30 protein-coding genes, 1 pseudogene and 1 riboswitch are annotated in these 25,777 nt (G+C 47.0%); of the genes and pseudogenes, 17 read left to right on the top strand and 14 right to left on the bottom strand.

What is annotated here, in order from left to right:
* Positions 1-97: 97 nt before the first annotated feature.
* The 5 genes from EFK13_RS06260 to EFK13_RS06240 form a co-directional block, all read right to left on the bottom strand.
* Positions 98-637 (bottom strand): MFS transporter, encoded by a 540-nt coding sequence (locus EFK13_RS06260; protein ID WP_064813419.1) that lies wholly within the window; start codon positions 635-637, stop codon positions 98-100.
* A complete protein-coding gene (locus tag EFK13_RS06255) occupies positions 637-2,073 on the bottom strand; it encodes an FAD-binding oxidoreductase (RefSeq protein ID WP_129506104.1) in 1,437 nt (478 codons plus the stop codon). The genes EFK13_RS06260 and EFK13_RS06255 overlap by 1 nt, the downstream gene beginning before the upstream one ends.
* A gap of 63 nt (positions 2,074-2,136) precedes the next feature.
* Complete coding sequence (locus EFK13_RS06250) at positions 2,137-2,307, bottom strand: YqaE/Pmp3 family membrane protein (protein ID WP_064813421.1); 171 nt, start codon at positions 2,305-2,307, stop codon at positions 2,137-2,139.
* A 69-nt stretch (positions 2,308-2,376) separates the two neighbouring features.
* On the bottom strand, positions 2,377-2,685 hold the full coding sequence (locus tag EFK13_RS06245) for a metal-sulfur cluster assembly factor (RefSeq protein ID WP_003224525.1): 309 nt from the start codon (positions 2,683-2,685) through the stop codon (positions 2,377-2,379).
* 64 nt (positions 2,686-2,749) lie between these two features.
* Entirely contained in the window at positions 2,750-3,517 is a 768-nt protein-coding gene (locus EFK13_RS06240; RefSeq protein WP_129506105.1) for a prolyl oligopeptidase family serine peptidase, read from the bottom strand.
* Between the two features lie 120 nt (positions 3,518-3,637).
* Here EFK13_RS06240 and yitU point away from each other — a divergent pair, with 120 nt between their 5' ends.
* From yitU to EFK13_RS06225, 3 genes are all read left to right on the top strand, one after another.
* A complete protein-coding gene (gene yitU, locus EFK13_RS06235) occupies positions 3,638-4,450 on the top strand; it encodes a 5-amino-6-(5-phospho-D-ribitylamino)uracil phosphatase YitU (protein ID WP_129506106.1) in 813 nt (270 codons plus the stop codon).
* A gap of 104 nt (positions 4,451-4,554) precedes the next feature.
* Complete coding sequence (locus tag EFK13_RS06230; RefSeq protein WP_167470873.1) at positions 4,555-4,707, top strand: hypothetical protein; 153 nt, start codon at positions 4,555-4,557, stop codon at positions 4,705-4,707.
* Positions 4,708-4,905 (top strand): DUF3813 domain-containing protein, encoded by a 198-nt coding sequence (locus EFK13_RS06225; RefSeq protein WP_003233010.1) that lies wholly within the window; start codon positions 4,708-4,710, stop codon positions 4,903-4,905.
* 31 nt (positions 4,906-4,936) lie between these two features.
* Here EFK13_RS06225 and EFK13_RS06220 read toward each other — a convergent pair whose 3' ends face one another.
* Positions 4,937-5,392: a BsuPI-related putative proteinase inhibitor gene (locus tag EFK13_RS06220; protein ID WP_335842722.1), complete on the bottom strand. Its 456-nt coding sequence runs from the start codon at positions 5,390-5,392 to the stop codon at positions 4,937-4,939.
* A 17-nt stretch (positions 5,393-5,409) separates the two neighbouring features.
* On the bottom strand, positions 5,410-6,252 hold the full coding sequence (locus EFK13_RS06215) for a YitT family protein (RefSeq protein WP_129506107.1): 843 nt from the start codon (positions 6,250-6,252) through the stop codon (positions 5,410-5,412).
* A gap of 137 nt (positions 6,253-6,389) precedes the next feature.
* On the opposite strand from EFK13_RS06215, the gene EFK13_RS06210 reads away from it, so the two are divergent.
* Complete coding sequence (locus EFK13_RS06210; RefSeq protein WP_129506108.1) at positions 6,390-7,241, top strand: DegV family protein; 852 nt, start codon at positions 6,390-6,392, stop codon at positions 7,239-7,241.
* A 42-nt stretch (positions 7,242-7,283) separates the two neighbouring features.
* Here the strand turns inward: EFK13_RS06210 and EFK13_RS06205 are convergent, their stop codons facing one another.
* Both EFK13_RS06205 and EFK13_RS06200 read right to left on the bottom strand, forming a co-directional pair.
* Positions 7,284-7,574, bottom strand: a complete 291-nt coding sequence (locus tag EFK13_RS06205; RefSeq protein ID WP_129506109.1) for a DUF3784 domain-containing protein — start codon at positions 7,572-7,574, stop codon at positions 7,284-7,286.
* A gap of 118 nt (positions 7,575-7,692) precedes the next feature.
* Positions 7,693-8,590, bottom strand: a pseudogene (locus EFK13_RS06200) (CvfB family protein).
* Positions 8,591-8,688: 98 nt separating this feature from the next.
* On the opposite strand from EFK13_RS06200, the gene EFK13_RS06195 reads away from it, so the two are divergent.
* From EFK13_RS06195 to EFK13_RS06165, 7 genes are all read left to right on the top strand, one after another.
* Positions 8,689-9,180, top strand: a complete 492-nt coding sequence (locus EFK13_RS06195; protein WP_064813429.1) for a YajQ family cyclic di-GMP-binding protein — start codon at positions 8,689-8,691, stop codon at positions 9,178-9,180.
* Positions 9,181-9,284: 104 nt separating this feature from the next.
* Positions 9,285-9,403: riboswitch (SAM riboswitch) on the top strand.
* Positions 9,404-9,493: 90 nt separating this feature from the next.
* Positions 9,494-11,332 (top strand): bifunctional homocysteine S-methyltransferase/methylenetetrahydrofolate reductase, encoded by a 1,839-nt coding sequence (locus tag EFK13_RS06190; RefSeq protein WP_129506111.1) that lies wholly within the window; start codon positions 9,494-9,496, stop codon positions 11,330-11,332.
* A 96-nt stretch (positions 11,333-11,428) separates the two neighbouring features.
* The gene (locus EFK13_RS06185) at positions 11,429-11,878 is read left to right on the top strand and encodes a GNAT family N-acetyltransferase (RefSeq protein WP_129506112.1); all 450 of its coding nucleotides are present in this window, start codon (positions 11,429-11,431) and stop codon (positions 11,876-11,878) included.
* A gap of 4 nt (positions 11,879-11,882) precedes the next feature.
* A complete protein-coding gene (locus tag EFK13_RS06180) occupies positions 11,883-12,740 on the top strand; it encodes a GNAT family N-acetyltransferase (RefSeq protein WP_129506113.1) in 858 nt (285 codons plus the stop codon).
* A 110-nt stretch (positions 12,741-12,850) separates the two neighbouring features.
* Positions 12,851-14,119: an MFS transporter gene (locus tag EFK13_RS06175; protein ID WP_129506114.1), complete on the top strand. Its 1,269-nt coding sequence runs from the start codon at positions 12,851-12,853 to the stop codon at positions 14,117-14,119.
* A gap of 8 nt (positions 14,120-14,127) precedes the next feature.
* On the top strand, positions 14,128-15,243 hold the full coding sequence (locus EFK13_RS06170) for a mandelate racemase/muconate lactonizing enzyme family protein (protein ID WP_129506115.1): 1,116 nt from the start codon (positions 14,128-14,130) through the stop codon (positions 15,241-15,243).
* 95 nt (positions 15,244-15,338) lie between these two features.
* Positions 15,339-15,968 carry a YitT family protein gene (locus EFK13_RS06165; RefSeq protein ID WP_064813489.1) on the top strand — a complete coding sequence of 210 codons (630 nt, stop codon included), beginning with the start codon at positions 15,339-15,341 and terminating at the stop codon, positions 15,966-15,968.
* A gap of 44 nt (positions 15,969-16,012) precedes the next feature.
* On the opposite strand, the gene EFK13_RS06160 is transcribed toward EFK13_RS06165, so the two are convergent.
* Complete coding sequence (locus tag EFK13_RS06160; protein WP_129506116.1) at positions 16,013-16,771, bottom strand: phosphosulfolactate synthase; 759 nt, start codon at positions 16,769-16,771, stop codon at positions 16,013-16,015.
* Positions 16,768-17,454: a 2-phosphosulfolactate phosphatase gene (locus EFK13_RS06155; protein ID WP_129506117.1), complete on the bottom strand. Its 687-nt coding sequence runs from the start codon at positions 17,452-17,454 to the stop codon at positions 16,768-16,770. The genes EFK13_RS06160 and EFK13_RS06155 overlap by 4 nt, the downstream gene beginning before the upstream one ends.
* 202 nt (positions 17,455-17,656) lie before the next feature.
* On the opposite strand from EFK13_RS06155, the gene EFK13_RS06150 reads away from it, so the two are divergent.
* The 3 genes from EFK13_RS06150 (at position 17,657) to cysC (ending at position 20,224) form a co-directional block, all read left to right on the top strand.
* Positions 17,657-18,358: a phosphoadenylyl-sulfate reductase gene (locus EFK13_RS06150; protein ID WP_407062073.1), complete on the top strand. Its 702-nt coding sequence runs from the start codon at positions 17,657-17,659 to the stop codon at positions 18,356-18,358.
* A 100-nt stretch (positions 18,359-18,458) separates the two neighbouring features.
* Positions 18,459-19,628: a sulfate adenylyltransferase gene (sat, locus tag EFK13_RS06145; RefSeq protein ID WP_129506119.1), complete on the top strand. Its 1,170-nt coding sequence runs from the start codon at positions 18,459-18,461 to the stop codon at positions 19,626-19,628.
* Positions 19,625-20,224 carry an adenylyl-sulfate kinase gene (cysC, locus tag EFK13_RS06140; protein ID WP_129506120.1) on the top strand — a complete coding sequence of 200 codons (600 nt, stop codon included), beginning with the start codon at positions 19,625-19,627 and terminating at the stop codon, positions 20,222-20,224. The genes sat and cysC overlap by 4 nt, the downstream gene beginning before the upstream one ends.
* 27 nt (positions 20,225-20,251) lie before the next feature.
* Here the strand turns inward: cysC and EFK13_RS06135 are convergent, their stop codons facing one another.
* Positions 20,252-21,058, bottom strand: coding sequence for an alpha/beta fold hydrolase (locus EFK13_RS06135; RefSeq protein WP_129506121.1), 807 nt, complete (start codon positions 21,056-21,058; stop codon positions 20,252-20,254).
* A 205-nt stretch (positions 21,059-21,263) separates the two neighbouring features.
* On the opposite strand from EFK13_RS06135, the gene EFK13_RS06130 reads away from it, so the two are divergent.
* Positions 21,264-21,902 carry a pentapeptide repeat-containing protein gene (locus EFK13_RS06130; protein WP_129506122.1) on the top strand — a complete coding sequence of 213 codons (639 nt, stop codon included), beginning with the start codon at positions 21,264-21,266 and terminating at the stop codon, positions 21,900-21,902.
* A gap of 7 nt (positions 21,903-21,909) precedes the next feature.
* Here the strand turns inward: EFK13_RS06130 and pdxR are convergent, their stop codons facing one another.
* Positions 21,910-23,361: a MocR-like pyridoxine biosynthesis transcription factor PdxR gene (gene pdxR, locus EFK13_RS06125; RefSeq protein ID WP_129506123.1), complete on the bottom strand. Its 1,452-nt coding sequence runs from the start codon at positions 23,359-23,361 to the stop codon at positions 21,910-21,912.
* Between the two features lie 116 nt (positions 23,362-23,477).
* On the opposite strand from pdxR, the gene EFK13_RS06120 reads away from it, so the two are divergent.
* Positions 23,478-24,089 carry a LysE/ArgO family amino acid transporter gene (locus tag EFK13_RS06120; RefSeq protein ID WP_129506124.1) on the top strand — a complete coding sequence of 204 codons (612 nt, stop codon included), beginning with the start codon at positions 23,478-23,480 and terminating at the stop codon, positions 24,087-24,089.
* Between the two features lie 50 nt (positions 24,090-24,139).
* Positions 24,140-24,649, top strand: a complete 510-nt coding sequence (locus EFK13_RS06115) for a DinB family protein (protein WP_129506125.1) — start codon at positions 24,140-24,142, stop codon at positions 24,647-24,649.
* A gap of 40 nt (positions 24,650-24,689) precedes the next feature.
* Here the strand turns inward: EFK13_RS06115 and iolX are convergent, their stop codons facing one another.
* A complete protein-coding gene (gene iolX / locus EFK13_RS06110; RefSeq protein ID WP_129506126.1) occupies positions 24,690-25,718 on the bottom strand; it encodes a scyllo-inositol 2-dehydrogenase in 1,029 nt (342 codons plus the stop codon).
* Positions 25,719-25,777 lie beyond the last annotated feature (59 nt).

The following is a 25,777-nucleotide window of genomic DNA, read 5'->3' as shown; positions in this document are numbered from 1 at the left end:
TTCAATGAAAAATCCGTTCCGAAACAAACTGTGCTTTTGCAGCAGAAAACGTTGATTTCCCGCTTTTTTAACTGCATAAAAAAACAGGCTGACTCGGTCAGCCTGTTTTCATCATCATCAATCCACTCAAAAAATAAAGAATAGAGCTTGCATAAAAAATCATTTGCACTGTAAAAAAATCGGCGAGAAAGCCGCCGAGCATAATAGCTGCCGCTGAAAAGACCGCCGTCCAAAAATGGTAATTTCCAATTTTCTTTCCGCGTTCTCCGTTGTCTGTAAAGTCGGCAATCAGCACTTTTTCTCCATGCTTTTGCATCGCTCCAAAAAGCCCTAACAGCACTTGAACGATATACACTTGACCGACGCTCCCGATATGCGGGACATACAAAAGCAGCACAGCCATGCCCCAAGAGTTCGCAAGCAGAAAATAACGGCTGTCGAGCCTTTCAGACAGCCGTCCGAGCAGCGGATAAATGAGCGCGCCGCTCAGCCCGAACAATCCGTAGGAAAAACCGAACTGCGTGTAGCTTGAGCCGATGTTTTTCACAAACAGTATATAAAACGGAAAGATTAAGCTGCTTGCGAAGAACACGCTGCTTTGTGATAATGTCAGCCATTTTAATTTATTTTTCCCCATTATTTATACCTCTGATAAAAATAATTCATAAAGCGCTCATCCGGGTCATACGTTCGTTTTTTCTGAAAAAACGCTTCGCTTTTCGGATATGCCTGTCTCATTTGCGCTTTTGTCTGGTAAGTCATATACGGCAGATAATAGCTGCCTTCGTGCTTGATGGCAACATCTGTCATGCGCCTGATGATCCGGGCAGTGTCTGCCTGGTCTTCTTTTGAAAAGCCCTCGTTTATTAAAAGCACGAGCGAAAACATATCATCCTTCGCATAAGAAAGGTCGGCTTTTTCATTTTTCTGCACGTAGCGGATCGTAATGTTCAGCAGGTTCAAGTCCTCATCCGACAGCGTTTGTCTAAGGTCGTCAATATAGGACGCATACTCCTTGACCGGCACGAAGTATTCTTGCAGGACATCTGTGTTGTCATTGTTTTCATATTCTAGAAATTTTGATTCCGACCGCATGACGTTATTGCGTGAGATCTTTGTGCCGTTTTGGCTCAGGAAATAGGATTGCTGCGTATTCCACAGCCAATTTCTGCCCCATTCGTACCGTCTTGACAAACCGAGTGCAAACTTTGTGGCCCCCGTATGCTCGTCTTCTTTAAGAACGCTGTATGATGACAGCTGATCCTGATGGTCAGCCAACACGTAATCCGTGATATACATGTCTTTCAGAAATCCTTTTTTCGCTGTTGAAATGCGCGCCAAATGCATTCTGACATTCGGATTGCCTTTTACGTGCTTTGTAAAATAGTCTGCGTATGTGCTGTAATCCATTTTTTCAGTCTGCGTGACATACAGCTCATCATCTGTCAGCTCAAGCGTGACATCAAGAATCACGCCAAAAAGGCCGTACCCTCCGATGACTGCCGTAAACAAATCATCTTTTGGGGTGACGGTGACGATCGTCCCGTCCGCTTTTAAAAGCCGGAATGATTTGACTGTATCAATCAGCGAGCCGTAGCGGATATCTCGTCCGTGGGCATTGGCGCTGAGAGAGCCTCCAATTGTAAAAATATTTTGTGACTGCATGACTTTTACCGCGAGCCCGTATGGATTCACGTATGTCTGGATGTCATTCCACGTCGCCCCGCTTTGCACTCTGATGGTTTTTTTCTCTTGATCGAATGCGAGGATTTTGTTGTAGCCCGTCATGTCGAGAACGATGCCGTCCTCATAATATGTATGGCCGCCCATGGAGTGCTGCGCCCCGGCGATTGAGATCTTTATATTTTTTCGATTGGCTTCTTTGACCGTGTCAATGAGCGTTTCTTCTTCCTGCCCTTTCACTGTCTGCTTAATATTCACAGGCATCAGCCGGCTGACATCCGTCATCTCGCTTGTGTCTGTTTTTTGTTCTGACTCTGAGTGCACAGAGTACGCAAACAGGGCCGCATACGCGCCTGTACAAAGCGCGAATGCAAGCAATTTCTTTTTCATGGCGTTCTCCCTGCTGTTTTTTTATGACCATTATACCATGTTCGCGCCCTCATTTTTCCAATGTTATCTCCTTGCCCGTTTTTCGGCGCGGCGGTCGGCGACGATAAAGCAGGCGTGAATCGCGCCCGGCAGCCAAAAGATACAGGTCAATATGAGATTCAGCAATGCCTGAAACGGTTTTCCCGAAATCAAAACAGCGAGCGGCGGGCATAGGACAGCCAGCAGATACATCATTTCCTTTCACTCCTTTCAGCTGTAAAAGAGGACAGCCTCACGTGTCAGGCTGTCCTCTTTTGTTTTGTTTTATTGAATGCCAAGCGCGATTTTCGCGTATCTGGACATTTTATCTCTTGTCCATGGCGGATTCCACACAATGTGAACCTCCGTCTCTTTTACTTCCGGAATGTCCGCTAACGCTTTTTTCACTTCATCAACGATAATCGGCGCTAAAGGGCAGCCCATTGATGTCAGTGTCATCGTCACGTGCGTTAAGCCGTCTTCATCCATATCAACGTCATATACCAATCCAAGATTCACGATATCAACGCCAAGCTCAGGATCAACAACCTGTTCAAGGGCGCCCATGATGTTTTCTTTTAATGCTTCTTCCACGTTCCCTCACTCCTTTTTTCTACAGTATAACGTATATTGAGCCAGTGTTAACACCTTTGTGCTTTTATAAGTGCGTGTCAAACCATTCAATCGTTTTTAACACCGCTGTTCGCGGGACTTTATGGTCGGCGTTCTCATCTCCGATAAATTGGAGACGTTCCGGCTGCTCGCTGTAATGGGATTTGATCGTGTCATAAAATGTCCGGGTCGGCGCGTAAGGCACGACTCTATCTTTTGCGCCGTGCCAAAATAATAGCGGGCGCTGGCGCAGTTTCTCCGGCTGAAGGCTGAGATCACGCAATTCGAGACGCTTCATCAGCTCCTGCACCTTTTCTTCCGGCACGTCGATATCAATGCCCTGAGATTTGATATGGTCAATCTGCTGTTGAAACAATTCCACGTAGCTCGGGCTTCCCATCAGGCTGACGCCGGCTTTTATCCAATCATAAGCGGTCAATGCGCCAAGTGTTGTGATGCCGCCCATTGACGTGCCTGCGAGACCGATGCGGCCGCCGTCTATCAGGCCCTCTTTTTCAAAATGGGTTTTGAGTACGCCGATCTCTTCAATCTCATTGAGGACGATGTCCCAAAAATGGCCGGCCAGCTCTTCGACAGCCATCTCTTCTCCCCGTTCGCCATGGTGCAGAGCCTCCGGCAGAACGGCTCTGAAGCCCTTCTCCGCAAGCAGATAAGCAATATGAAGGTTATGTTCCTTCGCGCTTGTAAAACCATGTATAAAGATCACGAGAGGAACGGCGCGGTGCCTGTTCTCTTCCTTTACAATATGTAAAAACGGAATACCGGAAACGGTTTGGTTTTCAATTTGAATCACAATGTTCCCCTCCTTAGGATAACCATAATCATAAGTGTAACATGTAGACAATAAAGATGGTAAAAAGCTACACTGTAAGTAAGGCAAAACAAGCAAAATCTAAGGTTAAAGGAGCTTTTCATGGAGACAAAACCCTATGTAATCGCATTAGATTTAGATGGAACGTTATTAAAGGAAGATAAAACCATATCAGAAAACACCCTTCGGACGATACAGCGCCTAAAAAATGACGGGCATTATGTCTGCATCGCGACAGGCCGTCCGTACCGTTCAAGTTCCATGTACTACCAGCAGATGGAGCTGACAACGCCGATTGTTAATTTTAACGGAGCTTTTGTCCATCATCCGCAGGACGACAGCTGGGGACGGTATCATACCTCGCTGCCGCTTGATGTTGTCAAACAGCTGGTGGATATCAGCGAGAGCTACAACGTACATAATGTGCTTGCTGAAGTGATTGACGATGTGTACTTTCATTACCATGATGAGCACCTGATTGATGCCTTTAACATGAACACAACGAACGTGACGGTCGGAGACTTGCGGCAAAATCTCGGTGAGGATGTGACGTCCGTCCTCATTCACGCAAAAGAAGAAGATGTGGCAGCCATACGCTCCTATTTATCGGATGTGCATGCCGAGGTGATCGATCATAGAAGATGGGCCGCGCCGTGGCATGTCATTGAAATTATTAAAAGCGGCATGAATAAAGCGGTGGGCCTGCAGAAAATCAGCGATTATTACGGCGTGCCGAGGGAGCGGATCATTGCTTTCGGGGATGAGGATAACGATTTGGAGATGCTTGAATTCGCAGGCTGCGGCGTTGCGATGGGCAATGGAATTGACGAGGTCAAGCAGATTGCCAACCGAACAACGGCTACAAATGAAGAGGACGGCGTGGCAAGATTTTTGAAAGAATATTTCTCACTTTAAAGACCGGCCCGTATTAATTTTTCCCACTCATAAACCTTACTGCGCACCACCATACTATTGAAGACGACTCATCTCGTCAAAGTATGGAAGGGGGCATTCTCACAATGGGTAAACGAAGCAAATCCAGAAGGTTTATTCAGCAGGGTAAAGACTCCATCGGGCAGCACGCCGCAAGATTTCCATATCGGTCTACATTAGAAGAAGCTCACCAGCACGCCGCGGCACGAGACTCGGCCGAAAGACAGGTTGAATATTAAATGAGAAACGAACTCTTTCAGCAGGCTAAATCATTTGTTCAACAGGCTGTCATGGTGACAAACGGCTTTGAGGAAGGCGATCAGGAGCAAGCGATTCTGAGAGCCAAAAATGCTGTATCTTCTGCGTATGCCAATTCGACAGATGCGGAACGTCGCCAGCTGCATCAATTTCAAAATCAGCTGGACAAACTGCAATAAAAAAAGGCTATGGCGGATCCGCCATAGCCTCTTATTTGACTTCAAACTGCTGAACAGCCTGAACCTGCTTGAGATTTTCCGCTCTCCCCTTAAATGTCACCTTTACCTCATAGGTTCCGGGCTCAGGGACTTCCTTCCACACATCTGAGAAATCATATGTTTCTCCAGATTCAAGCGTCAGGTTTTGAAAAGCCTGCGTAAACATTTTGTCTTTCGAATAACGGTATCTTTCTTTGTGCTCAGAATCATACACGACAAGTTCAAATTTTTGTCCTGTGCTGAATTGAAACTCGACAGCACGTTCGCTTTGGTTCTTCAGCGACATGTTAAACTTGATTTGTTCAGGCTCCTGAATTGCGTCAACAGATAAAACAACCTCTTGATTTTCCATTCCGCCTGATACCTCCTTATCGGGTTCTGTCTGCTCATCTTTCCCGCATCCTATCAAAAGCAGCACGGGCAGGAGCATCACAAGCAGCCGTTTCACGACTCCACCTGCTTTCGTCAGTCTTTTCTAAAGAAACCAAAAATCCCTGTCGTTTGAACAATGTTCGTAAATGCTTTCGGATCAACTTCTTTGACGATCTTCTCTAAATCGTACAATTCATACCTTGTGATGACGATAATCATCATCTCTTTCTGTTCGTTCGTAAAGGCTCCCTTGGCCGGAACAGTTGTGATGCCGCGCACCATTTTTCCATAGATGGCTTCTTTGATTTCGTCCGCTTTTTTCGTCACGATCATTGCCGTGAGCTTCATGTGGCGGGTGTGAATGGCGTCGATTACCCTCGTTGTCACATATAGTGTAACCAGGGTATATAATGCTTTCTCCCAACCTTGCAATAATCCTGCCGTCAAGATGATAATCCCGTTCAGAATGAAGAAATACGTGCCGACGGGTTTATCCTTCCACTTTGCAAGCACCATGGCGACGATATCGAGTCCGCCTGTCGAAGCGCCGTATTTTAATGTTAAGCCGATACCGACAGCGGAAATGACGCCGCCGAACACCGCGTTCAGCAAAATGTCATGTGACAGCCTTGTTTCCGGCAGGATTCCCATAAACACTGTAGTCAGACCGACGCTTAAAATGCTGTACACCGTAAACGATTTGCCGACCTTCAGCCATCCTAAAATACCGACCGGAATGTTTAAGAGGAACAAGAGCGTTCCCGTCGATATGTAAAAGGGGGCATATTGATCAACGACGCTTGATAAAAGCTGGGCGACACCAGTAAAGCCGCTGGCATATACATCTGCCGGAATCAAAAATAAGTTCAGCCCGGCCGCATTGAGTAAAGCACCGATGATGACGATGAGTAATTTTTTTGTTTGATCTAGTACCATGGCATGTTCCTCCGCTCTTTCTTCTTTATTATGTTTTCCCTTAAAACAAATATTTGAACACGATTTTGGCAAATTAATATGATATAGTTGGCTTAACTGTTATGATAACGAGCGATAACGGAAAGAAGGGAAGCAATATGACAGTTCATCTCATCGCTGACAGCGCCGCCGATCTGCCCCGTTCTTATTTTGAAGAAAACGGCATCGGCTTTATTCCGCTCAGAGTTTCTCTCGGCGATAAAGAATTCGAAGATGCGGTCACGATTGATGCGGATCAAATATTTGAAGCGATGCAAAATGGAGAAACGCCTAAGACATCCCAAGCTTCACCGCAAACGATTAAAAATGTGTTTTTGCAATATGCCGAAACAGGTGATCCTGCTCTTTACATTGCCTTTTCCTCAGGCCTCTCCGGCACGTATCAGACAGCTGTAATGATGGCCAATGAAGTGAAGGAGGAATTCCCCGATTTCGATTTGCGGGTCATTGATTCCAAATGCGCTTCATTAGGGTACGGCCTGGCTGTCCGGCATGCCGCCGATCTCTGTATCAACGGGAATACAATACAAGAAATTGAAACGTCTGTAAAGAACTTTTGCAAACAGCTTGAGCACATTTTTACTGTGGATGATCTCACGTATCTTGCAAGAGGCGGCCGCATCTCAAAAACATCCGCTTTCGTCGGCGGTTTGCTGAATATTAAACCGCTGCTTCAGATGGAGGACGGCAAGCTTGTGCCTCTGGAAAAAATCCGCGGACAGAAAAAACTTTTCAAACGGATCATCGAGCTTATGAAAGAGCGCGGTGATCATTGGGGCAATCAAACCGTCGGAATCAGCTACGCCGCGAACGAAGAAAAAGCCGCAGACATGAAACAATTGATTGAGGATGCGTTCAAACCGAAGGAAATCATCATGCATCCGATTGGTTCTGCGATTGGCTCACACGCCGGCCCCGGCACATTGGCGATATTCTTTTTAAGAAAATAAGCAAACAAAAACCTCCAGATCATTTGATAAATGCTGGAGGTTTTATAGTAATCTTTTATTTACATAAATGATGACTCCGGCTCCATATGCCAAAATCATCGGCGGAATCAGCTGATCTTGTCCTTGAAATGAAATAAAACCGTTGAAAAGAATAAATATCCCTGAATTCAGAAAAAAGTATCCTGCAATTTTAGCCAGGCGATCCTTGTCACGTATCCGAGACTCATGAAAACCGGACAGTATCCATGTATGCTTCTTTATTCCGGCCAGATAAGCAACCCAAAAGAAAAGCATCGCAATCAAGATCAATAAAATATCGATGCGAATTTCCATGATTCCACCCTCACCCCCTGTCTTCTAACTGATTAAACATTCTGTCTACCCTAATGATACGCAGAAGATTTTTATTTGTGAAGTTCTTATATAAAAAATAGAAGGCCTGTGCGGCCTTCTATTTTTTCTCGTATGTCCATCCGTCTTCCTGATACACTTTTCCGTTTTTCATCAAATGGCCGAGCGCGCGTTTAAAGGCGGCTTTGCTCATGTTAAAACGTTCTCTGATATCGTCGGAATTGCTTTTGTCGCTGTACGGCATGGCGCCGTTTCTCGTTCTCATATACGTCAGAATGTACTCGGCATCAACAGACATTGCATCCTGTTTTCTCGGAAGCAGGGACATGTTGACTGAACCGTCTTCTTTGACTTGAATCACCCGTCCCGTGACTCTTGAGCCGAGTCTTGGCTCCTCTTTTCTTTCTGAAGGATGGATAAAACAGCGGATACCGTCGTCCGTGATGACGAATGAACCCGTTGCGATCAATCTGTATACCGTACCTGTCAGCTCTTTATTCATCAAATCTTCCGAGGCGTCGGTAAACAGTTCGCTGATGATATCTTCCGGCGCAGGTTTCGCAAACAGGCGTCCCCTGTTTGTCACCTTCAGCATACAGTAAAGCTTATCCCCTTTTTGCGGCCAGACATCTTCGTATGGCGGCAAATGCTCAGTTGCGACAAGCGCGTCCTTCGATAAACCGACATCAACGAAAACGCCCATATCTTCTACTGTATCCACCACTTCAACCCAGCCGTATTCATCAGCGCTGATGACCGGAATTTTCATTGTGGCCGCAAGCCTTTCCTGCTGGTCGACGTATATAAAGACCTCTACCTCGTCTCTGTCTTCAATATCCTCAGTTATTTCACTGTTATGTAAGAGAATCGTATCTTCTCCGTCGGTTAAAAAGTAACCGAAATCTGTTTGGTGATCTATACTCAAGGTTAATTGCTGCCCTGGTCTCATGCTATCGCCCTTCCTGTTCCGCTTATTTTTCCGCGGATTCTGTTAACATTTTTTCCAATCATCACAAATTGATTCTTTGTTCTGTTGGAAGTTTCTCTTTATTCTACTATAATCAACACATAAGTTAAATGTTATGGAGGTTTTCATATGGCAAAAGAAAGTTCATTTGATATTGTATCCAAGGTGGAATTGCCTGAAGTGCAAAACGCGATCCAAATCGCGCTGAAGGAAATCAGCACACGCTATGACTTTAAAGGAAGCAAAAGCGACATTTCTTTAGATAAAGAGGAGCTTGTCCTCGTTTCTGATGACGAATTCAAATTAAGCCAGCTGAAAGATGTGCTTGTGGGTAAATTGATCAAACGAAACGTGCCGACAAAAAACATTGATTACGGCAAGGTTGAAAACGCGTCAGGCGGAACGGTGCGCCAGCGTGCAAAACTTGTTCAAGGCATTGACAAGGACAACGCCAAAAAAATCAATACGATCATCAAAAACTCCGGACTGAAAGTAAAATCACAAGTGCAGGATGATCAAGTGCGCGTCACCGGAAAAAATAAGGATGACCTACAGCAGATTATCACGGCGGTGCGGGGTGCAGATCTGCCGATCGACGTTCAATTTATAAATTTCAGATAAATTTTCTGAATCCTATTGATTATTGTCTTTATTTTCGGTAAATTTGGAGAAAGGGAAAACGCTAGGCATCTTTTGGCACTTCCTGAACGAAAATTTCATATCCGTTCTTATCAAGAGAAGCAGAGGGACTGGCCCGACGAAGCTTCAGCAACCGGTGTAAATGGCGATCAGCCATGACCAAGGTGCTAAATCCAGCAAGCTCGAACAGCTTGGAAGATAAGAAGAGACAAAATCACTGACAAAGTCTTCTTCTTAAGAGGACTTTTTTTATTTCTCTTTTTTCCTTGCTGAATGTGAATAAAGGAGGCAGACAATGGGACTTTTAGAAGATTTGCAAAAACAGGTGTTAATCGGCGACGGCGCCATGGGGACGCTCCTCTACTCCTATGGCATTGACAGGTGCTTTGAGGAGCTCAACATTTCGAAGCCGGAGGAGATTCAGCGCATACATAAAGCGTACGTTGAGGCGGGAGCCAACATCATTCAAACCAATACGTACGGAGCCAATTATATTAAATTATCCAGACACGGCCTTGAGGATGACATCAAAAAAATGAACCAAGAGGCAGTAAAAATCGCGCGGGCTTCAGCAGGCGATGCGTACGTGCTTGGGACAATGGGCGGCATCCGCACATTTAATAAAAACGCGTACAGTCTTGACGAAATCAAACGCAGCTTTCGCGAGCAGCTGTACCTGCTGCTGCATGAAGAGCCGGATGGCTTGCTGTTAGAAACGTATTATGATATAGAAGAAGCCCGTGAAGTGCTGAAAATCGCGCGCAAAGAGACTGACCTTCCGATTATGCTTAATGTCTCCATGCATGAGCAAGGTGTACTGCAGGACGGAACACCGCTTTCTGAAGCGTTGCGGTCGATCGCGGATCTCGGGGCTGATATCGTCGGCATTAATTGCCGGCTCGGCCCTTATCACATGATTGAAGCACTTAGCGAAGTGCCGATTTTTGATGACGTGTTTTTATCAGTTTATCCGAACAGCAGTCTTCCTTCGCTTGAAGAAGGCCGGCTCGTTTATGAAACAGACGACACGTATTTTCAAAACAGCGCGTCAGAATTCCGAAAGCAAGGCGCACGGATTATCGGCGGCTGCTGCGGCACTACGCCGAATCACATCCGGGCGATGGCGGAAGCGGTTGGCGGGCTTGCTCCGATTACGGAAAAAGAAGTCAAAACCCGTGCGAAGGAATTTATTTCTGTTCAGCACGAGCGGACAGAGCCCGGCCTGAATGAGCTCGCGGCGGAAAAACGCTCCATCATCGTAGAGCTGGACCCGCCAAAAAAATTGAGCTTTGACAAATTTCTGTCCGCCGCTGCTGAATTAAAAGAAGCGGGAATCGATGCCCTGACGCTCGCTGACAATTCCCTTGCGACCCCGCGGATCAGCAATGTTGCCTGCGGCGCCCTTGTGAAGCAGAAGCTCGATATGCGCTCCCTTGTCCATATTACGTGCCGTGACCGAAATATTATCGGCTTACAGTCCCATTTAATGGGGCTTGATACACTAGGGCTGAATGACGTGCTGGCCATCACGGGTGACCCTTCTAAAATCGGGGATTTTCCCGGTGCGACGTCTGTGTATGATTTAACATCCTTTGATTTAATCAGGCTGATCAAACAGTTCAATGAAGGGCTGTCCCTGTCTGGAAAGCCGCTTGGCAAGAAAACGAATTTCTCAGTCGCCGCCGCATTTAATCCTAACGTCCGCCATTTGGATAAAGCGGTAAAACGGCTGGAGAAAAAAATAGATTGCGGCGCCGATTATTTTGTTTCACAGCCTGTCTATTCCGAGCAGCAGCTTGTTGACATCCATAATGAAACAAAGCACCTGAAGACGCCGGTCTATATCGGGATTATGCCGCTCACAAGCAGCCGAAATGCTGAATTCATTCACAATGAAATCCCTGGGATAAAGCTGTCTGACTCTATTCGCGAAAAAATGGCCCTCGCCGGCGAGGATAAAGAGAAACAAAAAGCAGAAGGCCTTGCGATTGCACGCTCCCTGCTTGACACGGCATGCGAGCTGTTTAACGGCATCTATTTGATTACGCCTTTTCTCAGATCTGACTTAACCGCTGAGCTCACTTCGTATATCCAGCAAAAAGATGAGCAGCGCCAAAATCTCCACTTGCATTAATACTTATACCTAGAAGACTGTCCGAACCAATCGGGCGGTCTTTTTTAGCCGGATTCGTGTTACGATAAAGAAAATCAGTATATAAGGAGGAACACCATGCTCGAAGTTAAAACCATTCCCGCGGAAGATACATACGACATCCGGCACCGTATCCTGCGCCCCCATCAATCCATCGAACAATGCAAATTTGAACAGGATCATGCGGAAGACGCCTTTCATCTCGGCGCGTTTTATGAAGGAACGCTGATCAGCATCGCTTCTTTTTCCCCTCAACATCAGCCATTACTAACGGAATCCCCGGCTTATCGGCTGAGAGGCATGGCAACGCTTGAAGAATATCGCGATCAAAAAGCCGGAAGCACACTGATCAAATATGCTGAACAGAAACTGGCAGATAAAGACGTGCAGGCGGTATGGTGCAACGCAAGACACCATGTCAAAGGCTACTATGCCAAGCTTGGCTGGAAGGAACTTGGCGAACCATTTAACATTCCCGGCATTGGCACTCATATCATCATGTACAAAACACTCGGAACAAGCAGGTGATCTTATGGACGTAGCGGATGAGCTGATTGAGCTTCATGAGGAACATGTTCCCGGCTTATTGCGGCTTTGCAGGCAAGCCAGGTGGCCTGATTATGGCGAACAAGAACTGACGCTGCTTGTCCGGCAAGGACGTTTTTTCGGTTATCAAAATGTCAGCGGGAACCTCATTTCCTGCATCGGCTTGTTTTTGTTTGGCGGCCTTGCTTCTATCGGCCTCGTGATCGTGGACAAAGATTACAAACGGCTCGGTCTCGGGCGGCGGATGGTACACACGTGCATCAGCCAAACCACCGAGAACATCGCCATCAGGCTTTGCGCCACAAAAGAAGGTTTGCCCCTTTATGAAAAAGCAGGTTTTCATATGGCGGGTTCAGTCCGAAAGTACAGCTGTCACAGTTTTCATCAAATCGAAAAGCAAGAGAGCCCTGACGCTGAGCTGTCGCCCTTTAAAGAACTAGACTTTCAAGAATTAGCCGCGGCCGATCTGAAAGCTTTTGGCGGAGACCGATCAAATCTTCTGCAGGAGCTTATTCCCACTTCAGAGGAATGCGTCATCGCCAGAAACAATGAGGGACATCTGATTGGCTACGGCCTATCTATACGAACACCTGCCAATTTGAAATTCGGCCCCATCATCGCCTCTTCATCAGACGCTGCTGCACAAATAATCAACAGGCTGGCCGCCGGCAAACAAGGTCCGATGCGTATCGATATACCGGCTGAACACACATCGTTCCATGACAAACTGTCAGAAATGGGATTTCATAGAGACGAAGAGCTGCCGCTTATGCTTTACCAGAAAAAAATGCTCCCCGGCCAAAATGGACTCTTATATGCGTTGATTTCGCAGGCGCTCGGTTAACCCTCCTTTTCCCGAACAGGTATTTTCTGTTCGGTTTTTTGCTGTCTGAACGTTGAATAAACGAAGTTATCAGGGACATTCTAAGCAGAAGAAAAGGAGTGTGCTCTGAGATGGAATCATCAAAACAAAATAACGGAATGACGATTGTTGCAATCGGTTCAATCCCTTTAATATTAACACTTGGAAACTCGATGCTTATTCCGATTTTGCCAAAAATGAAATCTGAACTTCATTTATCACAATTTCAAGTCAGTCTCGTCATCACAGTATTTTCCTTGATTGCGGCATTTGCGATTCCGATTGTCGGTTATCTCGCTGACCGATTCTCAAGGAAAATCATCATTATTCCCTGCTTAATTTTGTATGGCGCCGGCGGTTTGCTAGCCGGGTTTGCGGCAGGTTTTTTTGACAATGCATATCCATGGGTCATGGCAGGACGGGCACTTCAGGGAATCGGAGCGGCCGGGACCGGCCCAATTGCCATGGCATTGACGGGGGATCTGTTTAAAGGCGCCCAGGAAAGCAAGGTGCTCGGCCTCGTTGAAGCTTCTAACGGTATGGGAAAAGTGCTTTCTCCGATCATCGGCTCGCTGATCGCCCTGCTTGTCTGGTATGGCGCGTTTTTCGCCTTCCCGGTGTTTTGTATCATTTCGATCGTGCTGACTTGGATTTTTATTAAAGAGAAGAAAAAGGAAAAAGAACCGCCCCCGATCGGAAAATATGCGAAAGGGCTGTTAAGTGTTTTCAAGCATGAAGGCAGATGGCTGTTTACCGCTTATTTAGCCGGGGCGACCTGTCTGTTTACTTTATTCGGCATCCTCTTTTACCTGTCGGATGTCCTTGAAAAAACATATAATACCGATGGCGTCAAAAAAGGCTTAATTTTGGCGATTCCGCTTTTGGTCATGTGTGTGACATCTTATACAACCGGAAGCAAAATCGGGCAAAAGCAATCGTTAATGAAAAAGCTGATCGTACTCGGATTGGCATTTATGACGGTCTCTTATGCGGCATTGTCTTTCATTGAGAATCTCGTGTTTTTTATTAGTGTTCTTGTGCTGAGCAGTATCGGATCAGGACTTGTTCTTCCTTGTGTGAACAGCTTTATTACCGGAGCTGTCGGGAAAGAAAGACGGGGATTTGTGACGTCGCTGTATGGATCAGTTCGTTTCTTAGGAGTGGCGATCGGTCCTCCGATTTTCGGCCGCTTGATGCAATGGTCCAGACCCGGTATGTTTTTAAGCATTGCGGGATTGACGCTTGTTGTCGGCATTCTCGTGATCCTGCTAATCCATGTGAATCAAAACAAAGAAGAAACAAAAGAGAAAGAAGATCCTAAAATGGCTGGCAATCGGCTTCAGCCTGCTGAGGAAAGGTAGCTCACAGTTTGAAAATTGTACAGGTTGAAACCTTTCCGCTTTTACACCGATTAGAAAAGCCCTACGGAGACGCGAATGGGTTTAAACGATATCGAACTTGCTATCTCATCAGAATTGTCACAGAAAGCGGAATTGACGGCTGGGGAGAATGCGTTGATTGGCTCCCGGCTCTCCATGTCGGCTTTACCAAACGGATTATCCCGTATCTTTTAGGAAAACAGGCCGGCAGCCGCCTGCCATTGGTGCGCACAATTCAAAAATGGCATCAGCGGGCGGCCTCCGCTGTAAGCATGGCGCTGACAGAAATCGCGGCCAAAGCTGCGGATTGTTCGGTTTGCGGGCTATGGGGCGGACGGTACAGAGAAGAGATTCCTGTATACGCCTCTTTTCAATCGTATTCAGACCATCCGCAATGGATCAGCCGTTCGGTTTCCAGCGTTGAAGCTCAGTTAAAAAAGGGCTTTAAGCAAATCAAAGTCAAAATCGGCGGGACGTCGTTTGAAGAAGATGTCCGGCACATCAATGCGCTGCAGCATACAGCCGGCAGCTCCATGATGATGATTCTGGACGCAAATCAAAGCTACGACGCCGCAACAGCTATGAAATGGGAACGCTATTTCACAAAATGGGCAAACATCAGCTGGCTTGAAGAGCCTATGCCCTTTGATCAGCCAAAGGATTACGCTTTGCTGCGCACCCGTTTGTCTGTTCCTGTTGCCGGCGGAGAAAACATGAAAGGCGCAGACCAATTTGCCCCTCTCCTTTCACAGCGCTGTTTGGATATCATTCAGCCCGATGTCATGCATGCCAACGGGATCGATGAGTTTCGGGACTGCCTCCAGCTCGCGCGTTATTTCGGCGTCAGAGCGTCCGCTCATGCATATGACGGATCGCTTTCACGGCTATATGCTTTGTTTGCGCAAGCCTGTCTGCCTCCATGGTCTAAAATGGAGAACGATCAAATTGAACCGATCGAGTGGGACGTCATGGAGAATCCTTTTACAGATCTCATCAGCCTTCATCCAGCAAAAGGAAAGGTGCACATCCCGAAAGGAAAAGGGATTGGCTCAGAAATCAATATGGAGATCGTCAATCGCTACAAGTGGGATGGCTCAGCATATTAAGCTGGGCCATTTCTTTATTTGCAGACATAAATGATGGACAGCCTCATAAAATGGAAACAGCGGACAAGTCTTTTCATAAAGGAGCAAATGACTTAATGGCTGAACTGCTGATGAAAGCAAAACTCACGTTTATGATTGTCGTAGGCGGCGTACTGCAGGGACTCGGCATGTCCTTGTTTTTATTTCCGCATGATATTCCGACTGGCGGGGCAGCAGGTATTGCGGTGCTGTTGCATTATCTGTTTCAAATTCCCCACGGCTTTTCCGTGTGGGCTGTGAATGTATCAATGCTTTTTACCGCTTTAAAATGGCTGGAGATGAGAACATTCACCGGCACCCTCGCTTCTATCACCGTCACCTCTGTCTCGGTATTGATCTTTGATGCGGTTTTTCCTGATATCACATCAAACCTGTGGCTGGATCTGGCAAGCGGCGCTGTGTTATTGGGACTCGGCATCGGTCTTCTATACAAATACAAAATTTCAAACGGAGGATTTGGGGCCCTCGCTCTGATGATTTCTATTTACCGCGGGGGAAATCCCGGGACGATCCTGCTCATCATGAATTGCATCATTTTTATGGTGACCGCGTCTATTATTGCATGGGGCATCGTCATTCAAGCCCTGATATGCCAAGTGATATCGACAAGGGTCATCGACTTCATCTATAACATCCGTCTGACCTCACTCCCCTATCTCACGCCTATGTACCGCCATAAAAAATAATAGGCAGAGGCTCTCTTCACGGCGAGAGCCCCGCAGCCGCTGTTTTACAAATAAAAGGTATCGGATCTTAGCCCTAAACGCAGCGTCTCCAACGCGATCGCATCATGAAATGGGATATTGGCCAAATTCACATTCGACCCAATCCTTTGAATAAACCCTTGCTGGAGCGCTTTGTTCGGCGCTTCAAAAATCAGCCTGTTGATATCAATATCCGAGGAAATGATGTCATCGACAATTTGAAACCTGACATCGCCGCTGCTGGAACAAATGCCTCCTGTTCCGCTTTCCCTTGCTTCTGTAATCACTTTTTCCGCGCCCGCTTCCATATCCTCAACGATATACTCAAGCCATTCCTCAGAGCTTTGCCGGCTTGATAATTCCGCATCCTTGCTGCCCACCTCGCTCAGCACAAGAAATTCATCAGAAAAATCGGCAATATAAGCGGCTTTCTCCTTATTCGTCATTGGAAGCGTGCCGTTTGAAATCTCGATATATTCACAGCCGAAATAGGTGCAGTAGCGATGAAATTCATTCACCTTTTTTTGGCTTACATATTTCTCAAACAGTGTGCCGCCAAAGAAGAATTTAATGTCATGCTCTTTCAGCGCGCTGATTTTTTCTTCAAGGTCTTTCGTAAGTAGTGATGTGCCCCAGCCGAATTTCACAAAATCAATATAGTCGGATGCTGCGGCTATTACATCTTTGAAAAATTGCAAGGGATAGCCGTTGTCAATTAAAATGGTCTGTCCGGTTTTTCTCGGCTTGCTTGTTCTCACTGGCAATTCTAGTGAAAAATCATTCATATTATGACCCTCTCTATCGTTGGAACTTCTCTTTCTTGTTTTACTTTCATCACGAAATCGCCCGTCAGTTCTTTTGTACAGTATGATATGTCTTCCGGATCAAACAATGGCTGGCGGCGGTCAAAAAACTTCTCCGCAACAGAAGAGCGTTTTATCCTTTCAATCGCCTCCGCGGCCGTTACCTCATTCGTCCCTTCAATAATGCCCTTTATATACTCCGCACACGCCACATCGTCATCGCCTGACGGATGGGAAGCGACAATGTTCATGACACAATCCTTAGCAGCCAGTGTTTTCACATGCTCTGCCGTTGTCCTGGCGTTGGAAAATCCGGTCACGAACAGATGCTTGGCGTTCAGCGCCCCTAACGTTGCTGTGACGCCGTTGGTTGTTTTCTGGATCAGGCGCTTATCCCCCATATCCTGCTTCGCCATGCGTTTTGGAGAATTATCTAAATCAAACCCGCTGATACCGACCCCCTTTTCCTCTCCCGTCAATACGTAATCTGGATAAGTGTCTTTCAGCGCAAAGGCTTCCTCTGCTGTTCCGGCCAATAAAATCTCTTTCGCCCCGCCGATAAACGCATAATGGGCGACTGTAAAAGCTCTGATGACATCAATGACGATGTTAATATCCGCCGGGGCAAGCGAATGATGATGCCCCTGATAAATGGTAATCGGCATAATACCTCTCCTTGGGCATAAAACCATTTTGCTTAAAAGCATATTCAGCCGCTCTCTTAATGGTTCCGCTCCTCATTTTAGGCGGGCGCCGGACCTAAAAACCCTGAACCTTTATGCAAAAAATGAATAGTCTGCCTATAACTCGATCAATAGATAGAAAAACAGACAGACGAAAACGGGGGGGAAAACGTTGAACGAACAAATGATCACATTTGACACATGGAACGACACCCTGTCCAAGCAGATAGCGGATCAATTGATCGATGAGCTTGATGTGTTGAAATGGGCTTACCGAACATACGGGGAAAAGATTGTGTACGCGTGCAGCTTTGGCGCAGAAGGGATGGTGCTTCTCGACCTTATATCAAAAATCAACAAAAACGCGCACATCATCTTTTTGGATACAGGGCTGCATTTTCAGGAAACATACGAGCTGATCGAGACCGTCAAAGAGCGATATCCGAGGTTGACAATCCAGCTGCTTGAGCCCGAGCTGAACTTAAAAGAACAGGAGACGCAATACGGCGGAGAGCTGTGGAAGCATAATCCGAACCTCTGCTGCCAATTGCGGAAAATCGAGCCGCTGAAAAAACACCTGTCCGGCATGACAGCGTGGATTTCAGGGCTGCGCCGGGAGCAATCGCCGACGAGAAAGCATATTCAATACGTGAATCTTGATCAGAAGTTTAAGCTCATCAAAATTTGCCCGCTCATCCACTGGACATGGAATGACGTTTGGACCTACATCCGCCTGCACAATTTGCCTTATAACAAACTGCACGATCAACATTATCCGAGCATAGGCTGTGAAATGTGTACATTGCCTTCCTCGGACCCGAACGATGAGAGGGCTGGAAGATGGGCAGGACGGGAGAAAACAGAATGCGGCCTGCATCAGGATTAATGGCCTTGCCATAGGAATGAAATGACGCTGTGCGCTGCTTTAAAGCTTTTCAGCAGGCGCAGAAAAAACAAAGGAAACGTAAAAATGGAGGTTGAACACGTTGAATGGAAATGAGCCCCACGGAGGGGTGTTAATCAACCGCTGTGATCCCGCATGCCATTTTGAGGGGTGCACGTGCGAAGCGGAGCTGGATCAGCTTGCACTGAGCGATCTGGAGCTTATCGCGATCGGCGGATACAGCCCGTTAACAGGTTTTTTGGGAGAAAAAGATTATCATTCCGTAGTGAAAGAGATGAGACTGGCAAACGGCTTGCCGTGGAGCCTGCCGATTACGCTGCCGGTCGACGAAAAAACAGCAAAACAGCTGTCCCCCGGAGATTGCGTCAAGCTTGTGAAAGACGGCGTCACCTACGGCATGATCGCAGTCACTGATATCTATCAGCCTGATAAAACACAAGAAGCACTGTCTGTTTTTAAAACAAACGATCCCGCTCATCCCGGTGTAAAAAAATTGCTGGCGCGTCCGGATTACTATATCGGAGGGCCTATCACGGTCGGCCGCCTTCCCGACAAATCCTTCGAACAGTTTTACGCGGCACCCGCAGAAACAAGAGCGGCCTTTAAAAAACTCGGGTGGAAAACGATTGTCGGTTTTCAAACCAGGAACCCTGTTCACAGAGCGCATGAATACATTCAAAAAACAGCGTTAGAAACGGTCGACGGTCTGCTGCTTCATCCGCTTGTGGGAGAAACGAAGTCTGACGATATCCCGAGCGATATCAGAATGGAGAGCTACCAGGTTTTGCTCGATCACTATTATCCAAAGGATCGGGTCATGCTGTCAGTTTTCCCTGCCGCCATGCGATATGCAGGTCCGCGGGAAGCGATTTTCCATGCCCTCGTCCGCAAAAACTACGGCTGCACCCATTTTATTGTAGGCCGTGATCACGCGGGTGTCGGCAGCTATTACGGAACCTATGACGCGCAAAATATTTTTCAAGCATTCACAGAGGAGGAGCTTGGCATCAAGCCGCTGTTTTTCGAGCACAGCTTTTACTGCCGAAAATGCGGAAACATGGGCACCTCGAAAACATGTCCGCACAGCCAAAGAGACCACATCCACTTATCAGGCACAAAAGTGCGTGAGCTTCTCCGCCAAGGCAAAAAACCTCCTAAAGAATTCAGCCGGCCTGAGGTCGCAAACGTGCTGATCAAGGGGCTTCATCAACAGCCCGTTGCCATCCAGCAAAACAGCGGGGGATTACAGTGACACACAATCCAAACATCATTTGGCACACCGCTGCGATCTCGAAGTCTGACAGACAATCCTTAAACGGACACAAAAGCTGCGCCCTCTGGTTTACCGGGCTGTCCGGTTCAGGAAAATCGGTGCTGGCCAATGCCGTTGATGAAAAGCTTTACCGAATGGGCATTCAAAGCTATGTGCTCGACGGTGATAATATCCGCCACGGGTTAAACAAAGATCTTGGTTTTCAGACTGAAGACAGGATTGAAAACATCCGCCGGATCGGAGAAGTGGCGAAGCTTTTTGTCGACAGCGGGCAAATGATTTTAACGGCTTTTATTTCTCCATTCAGAGAGGATCGGGACATGGTCAGAGCGCTCTTTCCTGAGGGAGAGTTCTTCGAAATTTATGTAAAGTGCCCGCTGCATGTATGTGAACAGCGCGATCCGAAAGGACTTTATAAAAAAGCGCGAAACGGAGAGATCAAACATTTCACCGGGATCGATTCCCCGTATGAACCGCCGCTTTCACCCGATTTCATCATTGAGTCAGACCAGACATCTATTTCAGATGGAGCTGATCTGATCATCGCAGAACTGCAAAGCAAAGGAATCATATAAAAAACCCGATCCATATCGGGTTTTTTCTTATGATCCCGCAAACTGCGCAATCAACCTGTTGATCTTGTCTTTTTCTTCATAAAAAGCCCCGTGCCCGCTGTTCACAAACGGAACCAATTCCGAGTGCTTGATGCCGCGCTTTAATTCTTTCGCAAAATCAAACGGCGCAATTTTATCCTTTCTTCCGTGCAGGATCAGCGTCGGAACCTTGATTGACGCAAGATCCTTTCTGAGATCCTCGTCTCTTAATGCAATGCCCGAGTGAATCGTCCCGTAGGAGGAAGCCTCCAGCATCAGATTGAGAAACCAAAGTCTGAGCTCCGGAGACACGTTTTTCTCAAAAAACTGTGTCCCTAAATCAGCTAGTGTTTTGGGCCGATCCATTTTGAATTGTTCAATCATATCGTCAATATCCTGCTTCCTCATCCCGTACGGATAACCCGGTCGTTTTGTAAATGCGGGCGCCGCTGCAGACAATAATATCAGCTTGCCAATATCGGCTCCTTCATGCCTTGCCATATAACGGATGGCAATGGCGCCGCCCATCGAAAACCCGGCAAGAACCGCGTTCTCAAGCTGCAGCGTATAAATGACAGCCTTCACGTCATCGGCCATCGTGTCATAATCATAGCCTTCCCACGGGCGGTCAGACTGACCATATCCACGTAAATCAACGCCAATGAAACGGAATCCTCTTTTCGGAAGCTCATTCATTTGATATTCAAACATCTTATGATTCAACGGCCACCCGTGCAAAAAGATAATCGGCCTTCCATGCCCGATATCCTCTACAAACAGTGTCACATGCTCCTCGGTTTTGATGTAATGCCCCATTCCGCATTCCTCCTGTTCCCTTTTCTTTCCCGGCCTTGTAAACGCCTTGACGTACAGGAAGCTTTCCATTTATGCTTACAAAACAAGCGGGCTGCTATACCAAGAAAAGGCTCTTTACGATTTACTATATGTATCAATTTCCATAACGATCTATTAAATTGATCCCGGAGGCTTCTGGTTTTCGGGCAGTAAAGGATGTCATCACATGAATAAAATAACCATTCAAAAACCGCACATACCGGAAAACCTGCAAACGGCAGATTTTCATGAAACTGTGACGCAGGATGATGTAATCAGCATGCATTTGTTTGAAGATTGTACAATCTTCGGCGAAGATATCGACAGACTTTGTGTGGAAAAAACGCTTTTCAGAAATGTCGTGTTTATCGATGTGTCTTTCCGGCATATTGAACTGACCGATGTGATCTTTGAGAAGTGTGATCTGTCGAACGCCGATTTCAGCGGGGCTGTCATTCACAGAACTTCAATTAAACAGTCAAAAATGGTTGGAATGAATGTGGCGGAATCAACGCTGCGGAATGTTTCATTCGAGGAGTGCCACGGACATTTCAGTTCATTTTCGTACTCAAATATGAAACAAGTTCGATTTGATCGCTGCGCCCTTTTGCAAAGTGAGTGCAGCAATACGGCGCTCCAGCACACACACTTTGACGGGTGCGAACTGGAAGGCGCGAACTTTACCGGCACATCCCTTCAAAACATGGACATCAGTACGTGCCGATTTGAACAGCTTCATGTCTCCCTCGACAAATTGAAAGGCTGCAAAATCGCGCCGGAGCACGCGATTGCTTTTGCCAGGTCGCTTGGAGCCGTCATTGTATAACAAACGCTTAGGACATCAGGCGGCGGGCTGTTTCGGCTGCCGCTTTAATGCCCGTTTCCAAATCCGCAAGAGATGCATAGGAATATGACAGCCTGATGCTGTTTCGGTTTTCGCCATCATAAATGGAACCGGGATTCACAAGCACCTGCTGTTTCAGCATTTCATGAAAAAAACGGCTGACAGGCAAGGTATTGTGAAATGTCACCCAAATATAAAAACCGCCAGCAGGCATCCGCCACGTCGCGATGTCTCCGGCATATCGCTTGAGAAAATGTATCGCCGCGTCTCTCCTTTGTTTTAACACCCTCCTTAACCTTGTCAGATGTTCTTCATAATACCCCCGCGACAGCCACTCGGCAGCCGCCCACTGGGACAGGCCGCTCGATCCGTAGTCTGTCTGCATTTTAATATCCGCCAGCCTTTCAATGACCGGCTCCGGTCCGGCAAGCCAGCCGATTCGAAGACCGGGACTAACTGTTTTTGAAAAAGTGCCCAGATATAAAATATTCCCATCTTGGTCCATTGCTTTTAACGGCTGCGGCGGTTTTTCTTCAAACCACAAATCACCGTACGCATCATCCTCAATAATGGGCAGCTGTTCTTTTTTTGACAGGATGATGATCTCCTTCCTTCGCTGCTCTGACATGACGATGCCTGTCGGATTATGAAACGACGGAATGGTGTAAAGCAACTGTCCTCCGTATTGTTTTCGATATGAAGAAATCAGCCCCGCTTTGATGCCTTCTTTATCCATCGGCAAACCGCGAAGCCGCATCCCCGATGATTGAAACACATGCAAAGATTGAAGGTAGGACGGCTTTTCCGTCAAAATGACTGAACCCCGTTTTAGAAGCCCGATTGAAATAAGCTGAAGCGCCTGAAGCGCGCCTGACACAATTACAATCGCTGACGGACTGACATGGATCTGCTTGCCTTTTAAATGCTCCGCCACCGCCTCCCGCAGCTGACGGTTTCCTTTCGGCTGCTCGTACCCTAAAGACAGAGCCTGCGAATTGATCCTCTGAAACATCCGGCGCATTGTGTCAGCAGGCAGCAGATCCGGTGAAAGCTCTCCTGTGCCTAATCTGATGATATCCGCTCTTGGTTCGTTTTGATTAATATCTTGAATGATAGAAGAATTAGGGTGATGAATTCCTGAACGGACGTAATCGCTCCAATCGAGCGGAGGCTCAGCCGCCAGCACGCTCCATGTGCTGTTTACAACCTTCGTGCCGCCTCCACTTCTCCCCTCTAACAGTCCTTGAGACGTGAGTTCATCAATGGCTGCTGTCACTGTGCTGCGGTTGACTTGAAACATGCTGGCCAGCGTTCTCTGTGAAGGAATTTTTGTCCCCACAGCCCACTCTCCGTGAAGAATTTTGTCTTTCATGTATTGTTCGATCTGCCGGTGCAGCGGAATATCCGAACCTCGGCTTGGCTGCCATTGCGACAAGGTCATCCCCCCTTTTTTCATATTATACATTTGGCTGGTTCTAAACCCAACCAAATGGCCGGAGACTTTAGAGGGATTTTTCCTTATGATTGAAAAAACAGATGTGAAGGGAGTTTTTCAGCATGAGTGCGATCATTCACGGATTTGTGCTTGCCTTGGGCTTAATTTTGCCGCTGGGAGCGCAGAATGCGTTTATTTTTCAGCAAGGAGCGTGGCAAAGGCATATTTGGCGGGCACTCCCCGCCGTCATCAGCGCTTCTGTCTGCGATACCCTGTTAATTGTTTTAGCCGTTGCGGGTGTATCTGTCATCGTGCAGCAGGTGCCTGTTTTTGAAACGGTAATAATGGCCGGCGGATTTTTGTTTTTACTTTATATGGGCTGGGTGACTTGGAACAGCCGCCCAAACGCAAACCAAAATGAGAAAAATGCGTTCACAGCAAAAAAGCAAGCCGCGTTTGCGGCCGCTGTTTCTCTTTTAAACCCGCACGCCATTCTGGACACGATCGGCGTCATCGGCACGAGCTCGCTCCAATATTCGGGGCTTGAGAAATGGCTCTTTATGGCCGCTTGCATCGCTGTATCTTGGTTTTGGTTTATCAGCCTTGTGATAGCGGGCCGGCTGTTTCAGACGATTGATGCGAACGGCAGGCTTATGCTGATCGTAAACAAATGCTCCGCATTGGTGATGTGGGCAGCAGCAGGATATTTCGGGGTATCGCTTTTCAGCAATTGAAGGAAAAACAGTTAAAACAGCGAATTCTTAGAGAAAAGGAGGCAATGCCGATGACTGATGCAAAACAGTTTTATGACTATCATACTTGGGCAAACAAGCGAATATTTAACCATATCGAAAACCTGCCGGAGGAAACAGCTTATCAAGAAGTAAAGAGCGTGTTCCCTTCTGTCAGCGACGTGCTGCTTCATATGTGCAAAGCTGACTACATTTGGCTGAACGTTCTTTCAGGAGTTGCCTACCAAAAGATCATAGACGGCGTAAGCAAATTCGAGCCGGCACATGGTGATATGGCAGCGATTAAACAGCATGCTTCCGAGTTGGAGTTACAATATCATGATTTCTTCAGCCGGCAGCCGGACTTAGAACAGACCTTCTCAATGCAGCATCCGAAACTCGGGACACTGGAATCAACCTATGCAGAAACCATCCTGCATGTCGTCAATCATGGCACTTATCATAGAGGAAACGTGACCGCCATGCTGAGGCAGCTGGACCATACAGGCGCGCCTACTGATTATGTATACTATTTATATGAAAAGAAAGAAAGCAAGGGTTAAGCTACCCTTGCTTTTTGATCGGAATAAGAATTGATAACGCTTACAAACCGGTGTAAGCACGCTTCACATCCAGTTGTACGGGCCTGCCGCTTCGATATGAATTGGTCGCGGCGATACTGACTTCTAAATTGATCGTGGCATCGACGTCTGTCACAATCGGCGTTGTTCCATTCCGGACACACTCGGCAAAATGCTCAAGCTCTAAGCAGTAGGCTTCATGAAAACGAGTTTGAAAGTCTGGGATAATATCATAGCTGCTCCCTTTAGCTGTCAGGATGGTCACATGTTGATTCCTCAATGTCCCTATGAAAATACTGCCCTCAGTCCCGATAACTTCCGCCCGGATGTCATGTCCGTATGGAGAGGTTCTGCTTGCCTCGACATCCCCCGCAGCGCCAGAGTCAAATTCTAAATACGTCAGCGCCTGATCCACATCGCCGTACTGCTCCATAAACGGATTATTCAGAATCCTGCCGTGCCCCGAGACAGAAGTGATTTCCGCTCCGAGCAAATAACGGGCCATATCATAGTCATGAATGGAGCAGTCAATAAAGATCCCGCCGCTGTGTTTGATAAACGCTGCCGGAGGTGCTCCCTGGTCGCGCGTAAAGCCTTTATAATAGATGGGTTTGCCGATTTCTCCAGCATCGATCCGCCGTTTGGCATCTGCGTACGCGGGATCGAATCGCCTCATAAAGCCGACTTGGCAAATAACACCTGTCTCTTTCACTTTTTCAGAAACTGCTTTTGATTCCTCAAGGCTTAATGTCAGCGGTTTTTCAACGAAGATTTGCTTACCGTTCTCCGCTGCTTTGATGATCATATCGCCATGTGTGCTTGTCGGCGTTACGATAATGACAGCGTCAATGCCGGGATCTTCTAACAACTCGTACGGGGCCTCTGACCATTTTTCAATACCGAATTCTCTTGCAACCTGCTCCGCTCTCCCTTTCAACGGATCACCGACACTGACAAGCTTTGCCCCCGGAACACTGGTGACGAGATTTTTCGCATGATAATAGCCGAGCCTTCCTAATCCTAATACTGCGCATCTTATTTGATGTTCCACGTCCCATCCTCTCCTTTATCTCATTTTAATGCCGCTTAGAGAAAGCGCTTTCTTTTATC

The sequence above is a fragment of the Bacillus cabrialesii genome (genome assembly GCF_004124315.2).
Lineage (GTDB): Bacteria > Bacillota > Bacilli > Bacillales > Bacillaceae > Bacillus > Bacillus cabrialesii.
The sequence above is the reverse complement of the archived record's forward strand: the minus strand, read 5'-3'. Positions and strand labels throughout refer to the sequence as shown.